The sequence below is a fragment of the Pseudomonas sp. R1-15 genome, assembly GCF_051132085.1.
Lineage (GTDB): Bacteria > Pseudomonadota > Gammaproteobacteria > Pseudomonadales > Pseudomonadaceae > Aquipseudomonas.
This window is the reverse complement of record NZ_CP071660.1, coordinates 4,294,516-4,311,249: the sequence shown is the minus strand read 5'-3', so window position 1 is coordinate 4,311,249 and position 16,734 is coordinate 4,294,516. Positions and strand designations below refer to the sequence as shown.

The 16,734-nt window shown below is 62.2% G+C and carries 15 protein-coding genes; 7 read left to right on the top strand and 8 right to left on the bottom strand.

Annotated features, from left to right (window positions below; all coding sequences use genetic code 11):
• The first annotated feature begins 23 nt into the window (after nt 1-23).
• On the top strand, nt 24-311 hold the full coding sequence (locus tag J3P97_RS19445; RefSeq protein ID WP_434572572.1) for a SelT/SelW/SelH family protein: 288 nt from the start codon (nt 24-26) through the stop codon (nt 309-311).
• Between the two features lie 19 nt (nt 312-330).
• On the opposite strand, the gene J3P97_RS19440 is transcribed toward J3P97_RS19445, so the two are convergent.
• Both J3P97_RS19440 and J3P97_RS19435 read right to left on the bottom strand, forming a co-directional pair.
• Complete coding sequence (locus tag J3P97_RS19440) at nt 331-1,221, bottom strand: DMT family transporter (protein WP_305499541.1); 891 nt, start codon at nt 1,219-1,221, stop codon at nt 331-333.
• Between the two features lie 226 nt (nt 1,222-1,447).
• Nucleotides 1,448-2,191 (bottom strand): AraC family transcriptional regulator, encoded by a 744-nt coding sequence (locus J3P97_RS19435; RefSeq protein WP_434672543.1) that lies wholly within the window; start codon nt 2,189-2,191, stop codon nt 1,448-1,450.
• A gap of 135 nt (nt 2,192-2,326) precedes the next feature.
• On the opposite strand from J3P97_RS19435, the gene J3P97_RS19430 reads away from it, so the two are divergent.
• On the top strand, nt 2,327-3,145 hold the full coding sequence (locus tag J3P97_RS19430) for a UDP-2,3-diacylglucosamine diphosphatase (protein ID WP_434572576.1): 819 nt from the start codon (nt 2,327-2,329) through the stop codon (nt 3,143-3,145).
• Nucleotides 3,146-3,320: 175 nt separating this feature from the next.
• Here J3P97_RS19430 and J3P97_RS19425 read toward each other — a convergent pair whose 3' ends face one another.
• Both J3P97_RS19425 and J3P97_RS19420 read right to left on the bottom strand, forming a co-directional pair.
• Nucleotides 3,321-3,902: an HD domain-containing protein gene (locus J3P97_RS19425; protein ID WP_434672542.1), complete on the bottom strand. Its 582-nt coding sequence runs from the start codon at nt 3,900-3,902 to the stop codon at nt 3,321-3,323.
• Between the two features lie 10 nt (nt 3,903-3,912).
• Nucleotides 3,913-4,224, bottom strand: coding sequence for a DUF962 domain-containing protein (locus tag J3P97_RS19420; RefSeq protein ID WP_305499548.1), 312 nt, complete (start codon nt 4,222-4,224; stop codon nt 3,913-3,915).
• A 296-nt stretch (nt 4,225-4,520) separates the two neighbouring features.
• On the opposite strand from J3P97_RS19420, the gene J3P97_RS19415 reads away from it, so the two are divergent.
• The gene (locus tag J3P97_RS19415; protein WP_434672541.1) at nt 4,521-5,576 is read left to right on the top strand and encodes an AraC family transcriptional regulator; all 1,056 of its coding nucleotides are present in this window, start codon (nt 4,521-4,523) and stop codon (nt 5,574-5,576) included.
• On the opposite strand, the gene J3P97_RS19410 is transcribed toward J3P97_RS19415, so the two are convergent.
• Nucleotides 5,533-6,987: a TrkH family potassium uptake protein gene (locus tag J3P97_RS19410; RefSeq protein WP_434601487.1), complete on the bottom strand. Its 1,455-nt coding sequence runs from the start codon at nt 6,985-6,987 to the stop codon at nt 5,533-5,535. The genes J3P97_RS19415 and J3P97_RS19410 overlap by 44 nt on opposite strands.
• Nucleotides 6,988-7,142: 155 nt before the next feature.
• On the opposite strand from J3P97_RS19410, the gene J3P97_RS19405 reads away from it, so the two are divergent.
• On the top strand, nt 7,143-7,712 hold the full coding sequence (locus J3P97_RS19405) for an NAD(P)H nitroreductase (RefSeq protein WP_434672540.1): 570 nt from the start codon (nt 7,143-7,145) through the stop codon (nt 7,710-7,712).
• 167 nt (nt 7,713-7,879) lie between these two features.
• Here J3P97_RS19405 and J3P97_RS19400 read toward each other — a convergent pair whose 3' ends face one another.
• From J3P97_RS19400 to phhA, 3 genes are all read right to left on the bottom strand, one after another.
• Nucleotides 7,880-9,073 carry an amino acid aminotransferase gene (locus tag J3P97_RS19400; protein ID WP_434672539.1) on the bottom strand — a complete coding sequence of 398 codons (1,194 nt, stop codon included), beginning with the start codon at nt 9,071-9,073 and terminating at the stop codon, nt 7,880-7,882.
• Complete coding sequence (locus J3P97_RS19395; RefSeq protein WP_055101412.1) at nt 9,073-9,429, bottom strand: 4a-hydroxytetrahydrobiopterin dehydratase; 357 nt, start codon at nt 9,427-9,429, stop codon at nt 9,073-9,075. Before J3P97_RS19395 ends, J3P97_RS19400 begins: the two co-directional genes overlap by 1 nt.
• A gap of 99 nt (nt 9,430-9,528) precedes the next feature.
• On the bottom strand, nt 9,529-10,314 hold the full coding sequence (gene phhA / locus J3P97_RS19390) for a phenylalanine 4-monooxygenase (RefSeq protein WP_434672538.1): 786 nt from the start codon (nt 10,312-10,314) through the stop codon (nt 9,529-9,531).
• Nucleotides 10,315-10,711: 397 nt separating this feature from the next.
• On the opposite strand from phhA, the gene J3P97_RS19385 reads away from it, so the two are divergent.
• From J3P97_RS19385 to J3P97_RS19375, 3 genes are all read left to right on the top strand, one after another.
• Complete coding sequence (locus J3P97_RS19385; protein ID WP_434601483.1) at nt 10,712-12,271, top strand: sigma-54-dependent transcriptional regulator; 1,560 nt, start codon at nt 10,712-10,714, stop codon at nt 12,269-12,271.
• A 149-nt stretch (nt 12,272-12,420) separates the two neighbouring features.
• The gene (locus tag J3P97_RS19380) at nt 12,421-13,122 is read left to right on the top strand and encodes a WbqC family protein (protein WP_434672537.1); all 702 of its coding nucleotides are present in this window, start codon (nt 12,421-12,423) and stop codon (nt 13,120-13,122) included.
• A 52-nt stretch (nt 13,123-13,174) separates the two neighbouring features.
• Entirely contained in the window at nt 13,175-16,720 is a 3,546-nt protein-coding gene (locus J3P97_RS19375; RefSeq protein WP_434672536.1) for a glycosyltransferase family 2 protein, read from the top strand.
• The last annotated feature ends 14 nt before the right edge of the window (nt 16,721-16,734 follow it).

The following is a 16,734-nucleotide window of genomic DNA, read 5'->3' as shown; positions in this document are numbered from 1 at the left end:
TTGACCGCAGGAGCTCACCCGCAATGACCGCTCACAAACCGGAAGTCGTCATCACTTACTGCACGCAGTGCCAATGGTTGCTGCGCGCCGCCTGGCTGGCCCAGGAGTTGCTCAGCACGTTTGGCGACGACTTGGGCAAGGTGTCCCTGGTGCCGGGCACCGGCGGGGTGTTCCATATCAGCTGTGACGGTACGCAGGTCTGGGAGCGCAAGGCTGACGGCGGTTTTCCCGAGGCCAAGGTCCTCAAGCAGCGGGTCCGCGACCGGATCGACCCGGAGCGCGACCTGGGGCACAACGACCGGGTTCAGTGACTCGTTTCAGTAACCTGGCTCAGTGAGACGAGGCCTGGGCGCCGGCGCTGGATTTTTTCGTGCCATCGAGCTGGCTCGACACGACGATCGCAACGATGATCAGCACCCCACCGAGCAGCATGCGCAGCGTCGGGTTCTCATCGAACAGCAGCCAGGCAATGGTAATGCCGTAGACCGGTTCCATGGCGAACACTACCGCCGCGGTGCGCGCCTTGATCACCGCGAGGCTGGCGACGAACAGGCTGTGGGCCAGGCCGGTGCAGAACACCCCGAGCAGGCCGATCCACAACCAGTCGATGGGGCGCACGTCGCTCAGTTGTGGCGCGGCCATCGGCAACAGGCATAAGCCCACGACCACGTTCTGGCACAGCGCGGCCTGCACCGGCGGTACGTGCGCGGAGCCGGCGCGATTGGTCAGCGACAACAGCGAGAACAATAGACCCGAAGCCACGGCCCAGAGCAAACCGGTGGTGGCGCCGCTGGCCAGGTCAAAGTCCGGTGTGACCAGCACCAGGCCGACGCTTACCAGCACCACCAGGAGAATCTCGTTGGCGCGGATCCGCTCGCGGAAAATCAGCCCCTCGAGCAATACGGTGAAGGCCGGGAAACTGGCGAACCCCAGCGTGGCGATGGCCACCCCGGCGACTTTTACCGAGATGAAAAAGCTGACCCAGTGTCCGGCCAGCAACAGCCCGCCGAGCAGCAACCGGCGAGCGTCGCGGCCGCGCAATTTTTGCCAACGGGTGCGGCTGGCGAACCGGGCAAACACCGCCAGGGCCAACACGGCGAACACCGCACGGCCAAACACAATGACCGCCGGCGAGGCGGCGGCCAGTTTTCCGAACACGCCGGTCAGGCCAAACATGAGCGCGCCGATGTGCAAGGCGCCGAGGGCGGTACGGGGAGTCATTGCAATCCTTTCATTCGATAAGACACAGCGAAAGTCCTCTGTGGGAGCGAGCCTGCTCGCGAAAGCGGTAATTCAGGCCATGGGGATATCGGCCGGCGGATGGCATTCGTCGGGTCGCTGCCTGGAGCAAGCTCGCCCCCACAGAACCATCCCTTATGGATTGTCGTATTCAAGCGCGGGCGAGGCGCCAGTGTCTGTCGCGAGCCTAGCGAATTTTAGCGCGGGTCTAGCGCCGAAGCTTGCCCGGCGAAACACCGAACTCGCGCAACACCGCTGCGGAGAATGCGCTTTGCGAACTGTAGCCAACCTGATGGGCGATTTCGCCGATGGGCAGGTTCGAGTCTCGCAACAGTCCCACGGCCTTGTGCAGGCGGCGGCTGCGGATGTATTCCATTGGCGTCTGCCCGCGTTCGGCGACGAAGCGCGCATGCAGGCGCGCGCTGGAAAGCCCGGCGACCCGCGCCAGGTCCGCCACTTGCAGCGGATAGGCCGCGTGCTGGTCGATATGAGCGTCCAGCGCGGCATAGGGCAGGTGCCGGCTGCCGCTCGTTTGCTGGCGGGCGCCGTTGAGGCTGGCCAACAGCAGCACCGCGCCTTGCTGGGCGATCAGCGGATCGTCCACCGGACTGCCCGCGAGCCAACTTACCAACTGGCTCTGCCCCGTATCCAGGGGCAGGCGGATATTGCGGTCGAGCAAGCGCCGGCTGGCATCGGCGTGATCGCCCAGGCATTGCCCGACCCAGTCATCATCAGGCACATCCAGCACCAGGCAACGGCTGCCCCGAGGACTGCCGCAGGCGTGATGGGCGCCGGCGGGTACCACCACGAAACTCTGCTGCACCACCTGGCTGCCACGCCCTTCGACTTCGAAGTCCAGCGCGCCGGACAAGCCGAACACCAGCTGCGCATGGTCGTGGCTGTGGACAATCAGATCGTGGCTGTAGTGGCGTAGCGTGAGGATCGGTCTCATCGCGGTCTCCCGTGGCAGGCGGCCAGTCTACACCGAGGGCGTGGCGCCTCGCGCTGTCATGCAATCGACTCATTATTGTCATGGGTCATTAACCGCTGGCGTGCACTGTGGTGAAAACGATCAGAGGGTTGCCCAATGACCAGCGCCGAGCTCGCCAGGCCCAGCCGCAAACAGCGTGTCCGCACCCTGTGGATTTCCGACGTTCACTTGGGCACGCGAGACTGCCAGGCCGAGCACCTGTCGCACTTTCTCAAGGGCTATCACGCCGACAAGGTCTACCTGGTGGGCGATATCATCGACGGCTGGAAACTGCGCAGTGGCATGTATTGGCCCCAGGCCCATACCAACGTCATTCGTCGCCTGCTGACCATGAGCAAGCGCGGCACCGAGGTGATCTATGTCACCGGCAACCATGACGAATTCCTGCGGCGCTATTCGAAGCTGATCCTGGGCAACATTCAACTGGTGGACGAAGCGGTGCATGTCACCGCCGATGGTCGGCACCTCTTGGTGATCCATGGCGACCAGTTCGATGTAATCACCCGTTACCACCGTTGGTTGGCCTTTCTTGGAGATTCGGCCTACGAGTTCACCCTGACGCTCAATCGCTGGCTCAATCATTGGCGGGCCCGTTACGGCTACGGTTACTGGTCGCTGTCGGCGTACCTCAAGCACAAGGTCAAGACCGCCGTCAGCTTCATCAGCGACTTTGAAGAAGCCATCGCCCATGAGTGCGTGAAGCGTGAACTGCATGGCGTAGTGTGCGGGCACATCCACCATGCCGAGATTCGCACGGTGGGCGGGGTGGAGTACCTCAACTGCGGCGATTGGGTCGAGTCGTGCACGGCGCTGATCGAGCATTGGGACGGCTCGATCGAGCTCTATCGCCTGGCGGACGCCCAGGCGCGCGAAGCGCTGGTCAAGGCTGAGTTGAAAGTGACTGAGCCTGCCTGAACTTTAAACGTTTAGTGGAGAGGAGCTGTTGTGGCGAGGGAGCTTGCTCCCGCTCGGCTGCGCAGCAGTCGCCAATTGGACAGCGCAAGGTGTCTGGATAAATGCAGGCGCCTGAACGGGGGCTGCTGCGCAGCCCAGCGGGAGCAAGCTCCCTCGCCACAGGGAAGTGTGTTTCTCAGGTTTCGGCCATCGCCGCCTTGTAGATCGATTGCTTCGGTGCCGCAAACAGCCTTTCCAGCATTGGCTCGAAGAAACTCAGCGGCAGCGTGTCGTACTCGGGATCGAACGCCGCAGCGTCGTATTCTGCACAGAAATCGATCGTCGCCTGGTACTGCGGGTGCGCCCTAAACTGCTCCCGCAGGTGCCGGTCCATGCCCAGGTGATGGAAGAAGTAGTAGCCCTGGAAGATCCCGTGTTTTTCCACCATCCACAGGTTCTCGGCGCTGACGAACGGCTTGAGGATCGCCGCCGCGATGTCCGGATGGTTGTACGAACCCAGTGTGTCGCCAATATCGTGGAGCAGGGCGCAGACCACGTACTCCTCGTCTCGCCCGTCGCGGTAGGCACGGGTGGCGGTTTGCAGGGAGTGGGTCAGGCGATCCACGGGGAAACCGCCGAAGTCGCCATCGAGCAATCTCAGGTGGGTCAGAATCCGGCCCGGCAACTGCCGCGCGTAAGCGCTGAAGTCGGCGGCGATGATCGCCCAGTCTTCCCGGCTGCCGTCCTGCATGTGGGTGAAGCGCGCGTGAGACGTCATCGGCAATCTCCTAGAACGCCACCTTGCCCAGCAGCATGTCGCGGTACATGACGAAGTCGCCGAGCAGACTGTAGAGAGGGTGTTGGAAAGTCGCAGGGCGGTTTTTTTCGAAGAAGAAGTGCCCGACCCAGGCGAAGCCGTAGCCGGCCACCGGCAGCGCAACCCACAGCCACCAGGCGCCGACGACGAGGGCCAGGGCGAAAACCAGGATGACCAGGGAGGTGCCGATGAAATGCAGGCGCCGGCAGGTGCTGTTGCTGTGTTCGCTGAGGTAATACGGGTAGAACTCGGCGAAGGTGTTGAATCGGCTGGTGTTTTCCAAGACTGCAGGCTCTTTGGTTAATGTTCTATCACTTGAGTCTAGAGCGATCACCTTCCACAGCCAGTGACAATCAGCGCCACTCTAGTGTCCTGTCTTACAAATACTGTTCCTTTTGGACGGCGTCTGTTGCCGTCATGCTGCGTTGCCGCTCCTCGCCATAGCGGGCTATGACTCGTCGCGGCGCCTTGCCTGACGACAACAGCCACTCGTCAAAAAGGAACGTATTTGCAAGACAGGACACTGATATCCTTCGCCAATCCAGCCGTACCCTGCGGCTCGTCATGCAAGCAAACGTCATGAGCGAACGAACGACTTCTTCAAGCTGGGCGATGGGGATTGTCAAGGCGTTGGAAATGGACGGCCTGGACTGTCGGGCGCTGTTCAAGCAACTGGCGCTGGATTTTGCTGCGCTGGAGGATCCCGACGCGCGCTTTACCCAGGACTCGATGACGCGGCTCTGGCAATTGGCGGTGGCTCGTTCCGGCAATCCGGCCATCGGCCTGAACATGGGCAAGGTGGTACGCCCGGCATCGTTCCATGTGGTCGGTTATGCATTGATGTCCAGCCGCACGCTGGTCGAGGGCTTCCAGCGGCTGGTGCGCTATCAGCGGATCATTGCCGAAAGCGCCGACTTGAGTTTTCGTCATCTGGAGGAGGGCTATGGGCTAATTCTCACCGTGCATGGCGATCACCTTCCGCCGACCCGGCAAAGTGCCGAAGCCTCCCTGGCCTGCGCGCTGTCCTTGTGCAGCTGGTTGACCGGACGCACCTTGCATCCGGTAAAGGTACTGTTCCAGGGTTCCGAACCCGTTGACCTGGCACCGTATCAACAGGCTTTTGGCGCGCCACTGGTGTTCGATGCTCCCTACGACGCGCTGATTTTCCAGCAGGAGGACATGGAGGCGCCGCTGCCCACGGCCAACGAGGCCATGGCGCAGCTCCACGATCGGTTTGCCGGCGAATACCTCGCACGCTTTTCCGAAAGCCGCGTGACCCACCAGGCGCGGCAGGTGCTCTGCCGGCTGCTGCCCCGGGGCGAGCCCAAGCGGGACGTGGTCGCGCAGACTCTGCACTTGTCGCAACGTACCTTGCAGCGGCGCTTGCAGGATGAGGGCACGAGTTTCCAGAACTTGCTGGACGACACCCGCCGCGAACTGGCCGAGCAGTACCTGGCGCAGCCGACCATGACGCTGCTGGAAGTGGCTTATCTGTTGGGGTTTGCCGACCCGAGCAATTTTTTCCGGGCCTTTCGGCGCTGGTTCGGGACCACGCCCGGCGAATACCGGGCGCGGGCTGTCGCGACGCCGGTCAGTGACGCCAGAACGCCGGAATACACAGCACGAACACCGTAATGATCTCCAGCCGGCCGAGCAGCATGCCGCCGGAAAGAATCCACTTGGCGGCGTCCGGCAGCGGGGCGAAGTTGCCGGCCGGGCCGATGGTCTCGCCAAGCCCCGGGCCGACACCGGACACGGTACTGGCCGCGCCGGTCAGTGCCGTCATCCATTCGACGCCCAGCAGCGACAGCAGCAGCGCGATGACGCAGATGGTGATGGCGAAGAAGAACGAGAATGTCAGGATCGACCGGACGATTTCTTCGTCGAGGCGGTGACCGTTGTATTTCTGCTTGATCACCGCGCGCGGGTGGATCAGTTGGTTAAGGTTGGCCCGAAGCAGGATGTAGGCAACCTGGAAGCGGAAAATCTTGATCCCGCCGGCGGTCGAACCCGAGCAGCCGCCGACGAAACCCAGGTAGAAGAACAACATCAGCGAGAAATTGCCCCACAGGCTGTAGTCGCCCAAGGCAAAACCGGTGGTGGTGACGATGGACGTCACGTTCAGCGCCACGTGCCGCAGGGCGTCGAGCCAATGCAGGTCGGTGGTGGCCCAATACCAGGTGCCGAGCACCAGCCAGGTGACCAGCAGCACGCCGATGAGCCCCTGGACTTGCTGGTCCTTGATCAGTGCCCGACGATTGCCGCGCAGGGTCGAGACGTAGAGGGCGAACGGCAGGCTGCCGAGGATCATGATGACAATGGCGACCCAATGCACGGCCGGTTGCGTCCATTTGGCCAGGGACAGGTCGGAGGTGGAAAAACCGCCGGTGGAAATGGCTGACATCGAATGGTTGATCGCATCGAACAGACTCATCCCGGCCCACCACAGTGCCAGCGTGCCGAGAATGGTGATGCCGACGTAGGAGGCCACGATCAGCCGCGCCACCATGTGGGAGCGCGGCATGACTTTCTCCGAGCGATCGGACGATTCGGTCTGAAACAGCCGCATGCCGCCGATGCGCAGCAGCGGCAGGATCGCCACCGCCATGCCGATGAAGCCGATACCGCCGAGCCAGTGCAGCAGCGAGCGCCACATCAGGATCCCCGGCGACATCGTGTCCAGGCCGCTGAGGACCGTTGCACCGGTGGCGGTAATGCCCGACATGCTTTCGAAAAACGAATCGGTGTAACTGATGTGCTGGGTCAGCAAGAACGGCAGCGCGGCAAAGACACACACCACCAGCCAACTGCTGACCGTCAGCAGGTACATGTCCCGGGGGCGCAGATGGATGTGCTCGGGGCGTCCGGGAAGAATCAACGCGAGGCCGGCGACAAAGGTAATCATGCTCGACCAGAGGAATGATGGCAGGTCGCTGGTGCGTTCGTAGATCAGCAACGTGGCCATCGGCACGATCATGAAGATCGCCAGGGTGATCAGGAATATGCCGATGATGAAACCAATGATCCGCAGGGTCGGCAACGCCATGAAGTCCGCTCGGGCTGATAGGGGAAAGGGCGCCATTCTACCTGCGACAAGCGGCATGTAAACCGGCGCCCGGCGCTGCTTGCAACTGAATTTGCACTAACGAACTGGCGGCACAAGCCACTAGAATAGCCGAACATTTTTCCAGGAGGTCGCCGATGCAGGCTCTCGACGCTTTGCTCAACCGTGTTTCCGTTCCGCGTCTGGTGGACCCTGCGCCCACGCCCGAACAGCGTCAGGTCATGTTCGCCGCAGCGATGCGTGCGCCGGATCACGGCCAACTGCGCCCGTGGCGTTTCCTGACCGTCGAAGGCGAGGCACGTCACCGCATGGGTGAGCTGCTGGCCGAGGCGGCACGCTTCAATGATCCACTGGTGCCGGAAGCCGTGGTGGAGAAGGCCCTCAACGGCCCGCTGCGCGCGCCCTTGGTCGTGGTGGTGATCGCGCGATTGCAGGACCATTTCAAGATTCCCAAGCCTGAGCAATTGCTGGCAGCCGGTTGTGCGGCCCATGGGATTTTGCTGGCCGCTTATGCCCAGGGCGTTGGCGGGGTGTGGCGTACCGGGGAATTGGCGTATTCGCCCCACGTAGCGCGGGGGCTGGGCCTGGAAGAAGGGGAGGAGGTGATCGGCTTCCTTTACCTGGGTACACCGCAAAAAGAGGCGCGCGCGGCGCCGCAGGAAGATATCGGGCAGTTTGTGCAGGAATGGACCGGGCCACAGGTTTGAACCCTGGCGTTGCTTTCGTGGCGAGGGAGCTTGCTCCCGCTGGGCTGCGCAGCAGACCCAAAAGGCGCCAACGCACTCCTTCAGACGGAACGCGTTAGCCAATTCACGACGGCTGCGCCGCCGAGCGGGAGCAAGCTTCCTCGCCACAACGGCAATAGCCTGCTGGGTTAACGGCAAACATCCGCAATCGCCAGCGCCAACGCATCCAGGCGCGTCGCGTCGATGCCGGCGACGTTGGCCCGCCCGGTGCCGACCATGTAGACGCTATGGCGCTCGCGCAGGTGCCCGACCTGTTCCGGCGAGAGGCCGGTGTAGGAAAACATACCGCGTTGCACCCCCATGTGGGCGAAGCGTTCGCGCAGGCCGTGGGGTTCGAGCGCTTCCAGCAGGCCGCTGCGCAACTGAGCGATGCGCAGGCGCATGGCTTCCACTTCGTCGGCCCACAGGCCCTTGAGTTCCGGATTGCCAAGGATCGTCGCCACCACCGCCGCGCCATGATCCGGCGGCGTCGACCACAGGTTACGGGCGATGTTCGCCAGTTGACTGCGGATGTCGACCAGTTTCTCGCCATCGTGGGCGCAGACGATCAGCGCACCGGTGCGGTCGCGATAAAGACCGAAGTTCTTCGAGCATGAGCTGGTGATCAGTACTTCGGGCAGCGCTTCGGCGAACAACCGCACAGCCCAGGCGTCCTGCTCCAGTCCGTCGCCAAAGCCCTGGTAGGCGAAGTCGATCAGCGGCAGCAGGCTGCGGCTGCGCACCACGTCGAGCACCTGGCGCCATTGCTCATGGGTCAGGTCGAAACCGGTGGGGTTGTGGCAACAGGCGTGCAGCAGTACTACGTCACCCTTTGGCACCTGGCTCAGGGTTGCCAGCATTGCCTCGAAATCCAGGCGGTTGTCGGCACCGACGTAGGGGTAGTGGCTGGCCTTGACGCCAGCGGCGGCGAAAATGGTTTCGTGGATCGGCCAGGTCGGGTTGCTCAACCAGACGCCGCGGCCCGGCAGGCACTGGGCGATGAAGTCGGCGCTCAAGCGCAGGGCGCCGGTACCGCCCGGTGTCTGGGTGGCGCCGGCGCGTTTCTCGGCGAGCAACGCTGAATCGGTGCCGAGCACCAGTTCATTGATCAACCGGCCGAACGCGGCGTCACCATGACCACCGATGTAGGTCTTGGTGAACTGGCGGTCCACCAACTGCTGCTCGGCCTGTTTCACTGACTGGAGAATCGGCGTCAGGCCCTGGGCATCCTTGTAGACGCCCACGCCCAGGTCGAACTTGCCTGGATTGCTGTCCGCCCCGTAGGCCTCCATCAGGCCGAGGATCGGGTCGCCGGGCACGCGGCCGATGGCATCGAAATGCATTACTTGCGACCCTCGGCGGTCTTGGCGACATCGTCGGTACGGGCGGCCATGATGAAGTCGTTGCGGTGCAGACCCTTGATGGAGTGGCTCCACCAGGTCACGGTGACTTTGCCCCACTCGGTGAGCAGGCCGGGGTGATGCCCTTCAGCCTCGGAGATTTCACCGACCGCGTTGGTGAACGCCAGGGCGTGCTTGAAGTTCTTGAACAGGAAGACCTTTTCCAGCTGCATCACGCCGTCGCGCACTTCGATGTTCCAGTCGGGGATCTGCTTGATCAGGATCGGCAGTTCTTCGTCGCTGACTTGCGGGGCATCGGCGCGGCAGGCTTCGCAATGGGCTTGGTTCAGAGTGTTCATGGTGTGTTCCCGGATCGAATATTTGGAAAACGTCGATGCGCCCACGCTAAAGCAAAGCCGCGTGGCGCAACAGACTCAATTGAAAGCAAAAGTAGCGGCTCACGCGGCTTTCGGTGGAAATTTCGGCGCGTGCAGGCCCAGTTCCCGGCCGCGCCTGACCATGTCCATGATGTCCTCGTGGGCCAGGTCGAACAGGCGCTTGAGCTCGGGCAGGACGAAATACACCGGCTGCAGGATGTCGATGCGATACGGCGTGCGCATGGCCTCCAGCGGGTCGAAGGCTTGATGCTCCGGCTCGTCCGACAGGCAATAAACGGTTTCCCTGGGGGAAGACAGGATGCCGCCGCCGTAGATGCGCCGACCGTGCGGGGTATCCACCAGGCCGAACTCGATGGTCATCCAGTAGAGGCGCGCCAGGTAGACGCGTTCCTCCTTGGAAGCCTGTAGGCCAAGTTTGCCGTAGGTGTGGGTAAATTCAGCGAACCACGGGTTGGTCAGTAACGGGCAGTGGCCGAAGATCTCGTGGAAAATGTCCGGCTCTTGCAGGTAATCGAGTTCTTCACGGGTACGAATGAACGTCGCGACCGGAAACTGTTTGCTGGCGAGCAGTTCGAAAAACGTCTGGAACGGGATCAGGGCCGGTACCCGGGCGACTTGCCAGCCCGTGGTCTCGCCGAGCACCTTGTTGATTTCTCCCAGTTGCGGAATGCGGTCGTGGGGCAGGCCAAGCTTGTCGATGCCGTCCAGGTATTCCTGGCACGCACGGCCTTCAATGACTTTCAACTGGCGGGTGATCAGCGTATTCCACACCGCGTGTTCTTCGGCGGGGTAGTCGATAAAACCTTGCGCATCGGGCTCGCGGGCCACGTATTGCGTCTGCTTCATGCTGCTCTCCTGCTGTTATCCCTCAAGGGGAAGACTTTGTTTTTTGTTATGTCCAGCGATGCATTAGAGATAACTCGAAGCTGCGGAATGCGCATCGGCCTGGCGACGATGGATTGGGGGAAGGATGGGTTAATCCGTAAAGTTTTCGTTACGAGTTGGCGGGTGCAGCGATCTTTACGGGGTTTTCAGGTGGGAAACGGCCTACATCTGTCACATAATCTTGACGACTATTTGCGCTGTTGCGCCGAAAAAACTTGTGGCGAGGGAGCTTGCTCCCGCTGGGGCGCGAAGCGGCCCCTGTTTTGGGTCTGCTGCGCAGCCCAGCGGGAGCAAGCTCCCTCGCCACAGAGGGGCTGGAATGGCGCGCTTTTCTACTCATATGCACCTGGGCCCTCTTATGCGCATCAAAGTCCATTGCCAGAATCGCATCGGCATCCTGCGGGACATCCTCAACCTTTTGGTGGAGTACGGCATCAACGTCGCCCGGGGCGAGGTCGGTGGCGAGCACGGCAATGCGATCTACCTGCACTGCCCGAACCTGATCAATATCCAGTTCCAGGCGTTGCGTCCGAAGTTCGAAGGGATCGCCGGGGTATTCGGCGTCAAGCGGGTAGGGCTGATGCCCAGCGAGCGTCGGCATATGGAGCTCAACGCCTTGCTCGGCGCCCTCGAGTTTCCAGTACTGTCCATCGACATGGGCGGCTCTATTGTCGCGGCCAATCGGGCGGCGGCGCAGTTGCTCGGGGTGCGGGTCGACGAAGTGCCGGGCATCCCGCTGTCCCGCTACGCCGAGGACTTCGACTTGCCGGAACTGGTGCGCGCCAACCAATCGCGTATCAACGGGCTGCGCGTCAAGGTCAAGGGCGATGTGTTCCTGGCGGACATCGCCCCGCTGCAGTCGGAGCACGACGACAGCGAAGCCATGGCCGGCGCGGTGCTGACCCTGCACCGCGCCGACCGGGTGGGCGAGCGTATCTACAATGTGCGCAAGCAGGAGCTGCGCGGCTTCGACAGCATTTTCCAGAGTTCGAAAGTGATGGCGGCAGTGGTTCGCGAGGCGCGGCGCATGGCCCCGCTGGACGCGCCGCTGCTGATAGAAGGCGAAACCGGCACCGGCAAGGAGCTGCTGGCCCGCGCCTGTCACCTTGCCAGTCCGCGCGGGCAGTCACCGCTGATGGCGCTCAACTGCGCCGGGCTGCCGGAGTCCATGGCCGAGACCGAGTTGTTCGGCTACGGCCCCGGGGCATTTGAAGGTGCCCGGGCCGAAGGCAAGCTCGGCCTGTTGGAATTGACTGCGGGAGGCACGCTGTTCCTCGACGGCGTTGGGGAAATGAGCCCGCGCCTGCAAGTGAAACTGCTGCGCTTTTTGCAGGACGGATGCTTTCGTCGCGTCGGCAGTGACGAAGAGGTCTACCTGGATGTCAGGGTGATCTGCGCGACCCAGGTCGACTTGTCCGAACTCTGCGCCCGAGGGGAATTCCGTCAGGATCTGTACCACCGCTTGAACGTGCTTTCCTTGCATATCCCACCGCTGCGCGAATGCCTCGATGGGCTGGAACCATTGGTGGAACATTTTCTCGACCAGGCCAGTCGCCAGATCGGCTGTCCGCTGCCAAGGCTTGCCCCGGCGGCGATGGACCGCCTCAGCCATTACCATTGGCCGGGCAACGTCCGGCAGTTGGAAAACGTGCTGTTCCAGGCCGTTTCCCTGTGCGACGGCGCAAAGGTCAAGGCCGAGCACATCCGCCTGCCGGACTACGGCGTGCGCCAACCCCTTGGCGACTTTTCCCTGGAGGGCGGGCTTGACGAGATCGTCGGCCGTTTCGAGAAAGCGGTGCTGGAGCGCTTGTACTCCGAACACCCGAGCAGTCGCCAGCTGGGCAAGCGGTTGGGGGTTTCCCATACGACTATTGCCAATAAGCTGCGCGAGTATGAGGTGGGCAAGACCGAGCCCTAGCGCGCAACCACAGCGGGCGGGGCGCGCTCGCTGGCAGCAGCTGGTATGAGATTTGCTGTATCCCGTCCTGTCCCCCGCTTATTCATGTTCGGTGGCGATTTTTTGACAGGGCAGAGCCCCCGGTTTCCGCTGCGTACGTGAGGTTCAGGATGCATAAGAAAATAGCTGTGGTGCAGTCGAATTACATTCCCTGGAAGGGCTATTTCGACATGATCCGCAGCGTCGATGCGTTCATCCTTTATGACGACGTCCAGTACACCCGCAACGACTGGCGCAACCGCAACAAGATCAAGACTGCCCAAGGCGAACACTGGCTGAGCATCCCGGTCACGACGAAGGGCCGTCTCGGCCAGTTGATCAATGAAGCCCAGGTCAGCAGTCCAGACTGGGCCGCCGCGCACTGGAAGACCATCGAACAAAGCTACCGGCGCGCGGCGTGTTTTGCGCAGATGGAGGGGCCGATTCGCGCGCTCTACGAGCAGGCCGCCGACTTTACCCACCTGACCCGTATCAATCAGCTTTTTATCGCCGGCTTGTGTCCCCTGTTGGGCATTCATACGCCGCTTTACCGTTCCGAGGAACTGGGTGGCGTGGCGGGCAAGAATGAGCGCCTGATTCACCTGTGCCAGAACCTCGGCGCCAGCGAGTACCTCTCGGGACCCGCAGCCAGTCATTACCTCGACGAAGCGGCCTTTGCCGCCAGCGGTATCGAGATTTCATATATGACCTACACCGGCTATCCCGAATATCCGCAGGTATACGGCGACTTCCAGCATGCAGTCAGTGTCATCGACCTGTTGTTCAACACCGGCGCGGATGCTCCGGCTTTTCTGGAGAAAGGGGCTGCCTGACGGTGCCTTTGCCAGTGACACCCTTTTGATTTGATTCTGGAGATTGCACCCGATGTCGAACCTCGCGCAGCTGGACGCTCATTCGCTCGAACAGGCGTTGGCGCGTCTACGGCTGATGTATGCCAAACCCGAGCATCCATACTACTTCCTGGCACCTGCCTACCGGGAATCGTCGTCGGGCGTCGTCTCGCTGCACTACCTCTGCCATATGCTCAACCTCAGTGGTCGCGAGGCCTACATCTGCGGCACTGAAGTGGTCAATCCGGACCTCAAGACCCCGGTAATCACTTCCGCGATCAAACAGCGCCATATCGCAGCGGGCAAGGTGCCGATCGCGGTCTATCCCGAAGTGTTCCCGGGCAATCCGCTCAACTGTTCGGTGGTGGCGCGTTTCCTGCTGAACTTCGAAGGGTTCCTTACCGGGAAAGGCATGGACGCCGCGCCCAACGATTTGTTTTTCTATTACGCATCCAGGCTCGCCGAACATCGTGGCGACCCTGATGGCGACCTGTTGTGCCTGCCAGCGATCGATATCGAAATGTTCTCGTCTGTCGGCGCTGGAGCCGAGCGCAAGGGCAGCTACCTTTACCAGAACCGCCACCCGCTGGAACAGATCGATTACTCCCGGCTGCCAGCGGATATCCGCCTGCTGAGCATGGCCAATCCTTTGTCCCTGCCCGAGCTGGCCAAGGTTCTGCGCAGCGCCGAGGTGATGTACAGCTACGAGTGGTCGATGACCTGCGTGATGGCCGTGCTGTGCGGTTGCCCAGTGATTTTCATTCCAGGGCACGGTGTCGACCAACCACTGCTCGACAACAGTTTCTTCGGCAGTGTCGGCTTTGCCATGTTCGATCAGCCGGACGCCCTGGAACACGCCCGTGCAGGCCTCGGTGAGGCCTTGCACCGCTACGTTGAACGCACCGCCTCTTTCTGGCAGCAGTTGGACGTGTTTATTACCAAAACCCAGGCAACCGCCGCCCGGGAGGCGGTCGGCAACCGTCTGGGCTCGCTTGACTGGTTGCGCCAACGCTACCCGACGGCGCAACAATTGCGCCTGGTCAATGAACGCTTGGCAAACGCGGCGGCGCCTGACTTCACGGTCCTGGTTCGCGATAACGGCAATCAGTTGGCGCTGGCTCACACCCTCGACAGCCTGGATCGCCAGTTGTACCAGCGCATCCATGTGTGCGTGACGGGGGATGTTGATCCGGGGCGTGCCAACGTCCAGTGGCTGGCCTGTGATCCGCGGCAACCGGCGGCCGCCATCAATGACTTGCTCGAAGGCATCCAGACCGACTGGTGCTTGCTGGTCGAGGCGGGCGAAGAGTTCACCGCCGCAGGTTTGCTGGTGACGGCTCAGAATCTGCTGGATGCGCCTGACAGTTGCCTGGCGGTTTACGCCGACGAGGCGCTGCGTATAGGCGGGGTGGTCGACCTGTCGTTGCGGCCTGACCTTAACCTCGATCTGCTCCTGGCGTTTCCGGCCGGGCTCTGCCGTCACTGGATGTTCCGTCGTGAGGCGCTGGTGCGCTTGAGCGGTTTTGACCCTGCCTGCGGTGAAGCCTTTGAACTGGCCTACCAATTGCGCCTGATCAGCGAGCAAGGGCTGGGCAGTATTGGCCACGTCAGCGAACCCCTGTTGATCGCCAACGAGGTGCGCCAGGCGGAATGCGCCGATGAGCGCGCGGTCATCGACGCGCATCTCAAGGCGCGTGGCTACGCTCAGGCGCGAGCGGTTGCACTGGACAATGCGCCGGGTCGTTATCGTATCGATTACGGTCACGAGCGGCAGGCTTCGGTCAGCATCCTGATCTGCCTGGAAGGCCAGTTGGGGAATTTCCAGCGCTGCCTGGAAAGCCTGTTGACGCAGACCGATGCGGTGGACTTCGAGGTCTTGCTGATTGAGCCGGGCAACGACGATCCCGCCTTGCTGGAGTGGCTGGGCCTGGTCGAGCAAATGGGCGCAGGCCGTTTCCAGGCGTTGCGTTTCATGCCGGGGCAGTCCCGTGCGGCGATGTGCAACGCGGCGGCCCAAGAGGCCCGCGGCGAGTACCTGCTCTGGCTCGATGCACAAAGCGCTGTGCTTGAGCCGGGTTGGTTACAGGCGTTGCTCAATCAAGCCCAGCGCCCGGAAGTCGGCGCGGTGGGCGGCACGTTGCAGGATAGCCAGGGGCGTATACGCCAGGCAGGTCTTGTGTTGGGGCTGGGTGGCATTGTCGGTCGGGCTTTTGCAGGCTTGTCAGCCCAGGCCGAAGGTTACATGGGCCGTCTCGGGCTTGAGCAGAACTGCTCGGCGGTGGGCGGCGAATGCCTGATGCTGCGGCGAGCGCTGTTTCTTGAGGCCGGTGGTTTCGATACCGATCCACTGCTGGCGCCATGGACCCATGTGGACCTGTGCCTGAAGTTGCAGCAGGCCGGTTACCTGAACGTCTGGACGCCTTACGCACGACTGTTGGTGGACGCTTTGCCAGACACTACCCGTGCCAACAGCGAGCAGGAAGAGGCGTTGTTCGCCCGCTGGCTGCCGCAGCTGGCCCGCGACCCCGTCTACAACACCAATTTTTCCTTGCGCGCAGGCGAAGGTTTTGTCCGCGAGAACAAGGACCTTTGCTGGTACCCGCTGCAAGGCAGCGTGCCGAGGGTCCTGGTTTGTGTGACTGACCAGCAGGTGGGGGCCTATTCACGACTGGTCCAGCCATTCAGCACATTGGTTGAAGCGGGGCAGGTCGAAGGCGCGGCTGTTTCGAGTGTGCTATCACCGGTGGAAATCGAGCGTCTGGCTCCGACCACCGTGGTCTTGCAGCGTCCTCTGGATGATGCCGGGCTGTTGGCCCTGAGCCGTCTGAGAGCATTTTCCAAGGCATTCACCGTCTACGACCTGGACGGTTATCTGCCGCAGATGGAATTGAAGGGTGATTACTCCGCCGATGAGCTGCTGGAGCGCCTGCGGTTCGGGATGATGCAGGCTGATCGGGTGCTGGTGCCCACGCCAGAGCTGGCCGAACTGCTGCAAGGCCAGCACGATGATATCCGCGTGCTGGAAACCCTGTTGCCGGCCGCCTGGGGGCGCGTACAAAGCAAACGACGCATGGGCGCCAAGCCGCGCCTGGGCTGGCTGGGTGGCAAGGATGCCGAGTTGCTGGCCAATGTGCTGCCTGCATTCGCTGGCGAAGTGGATTTCGTGGTGTTGGGTGACTGCCCCGCGGCACTGCAACCTTTTCTGAAGGAGCGCCACCCGGCTGTCGCGCAGCAGCAGTTGGCGGCGGCCATGGCAGCCCTGAATCTTGATCTTGCATTGGTACCCATGGCGCAAAACCTGGGTAATGCCTGTTCGGGCGACCTGCGTGTCCTCCAGCATGCCGCTTGCGGGCATCCGGTCATTTGCAGCCGGGTGCCGGGTTTTGTCGGCGGTGAGGCGTTGCCGCTGTCCCGGGTGAGTAACGAGGCGCAAGACTGGATCCGCGCCATTCGCTTGCATCTGGGAGACCGTGAGGCTTCCGCGACGCTGGGAGATGCCTTGCAGTCAAGCGTGCGTGCGCAGTGGCTGCTCGAAGGCGAGCGTCTGGATACCTGGCGGCGGGCGTGGTTGGCCGATTGATCTCTATAAATTAT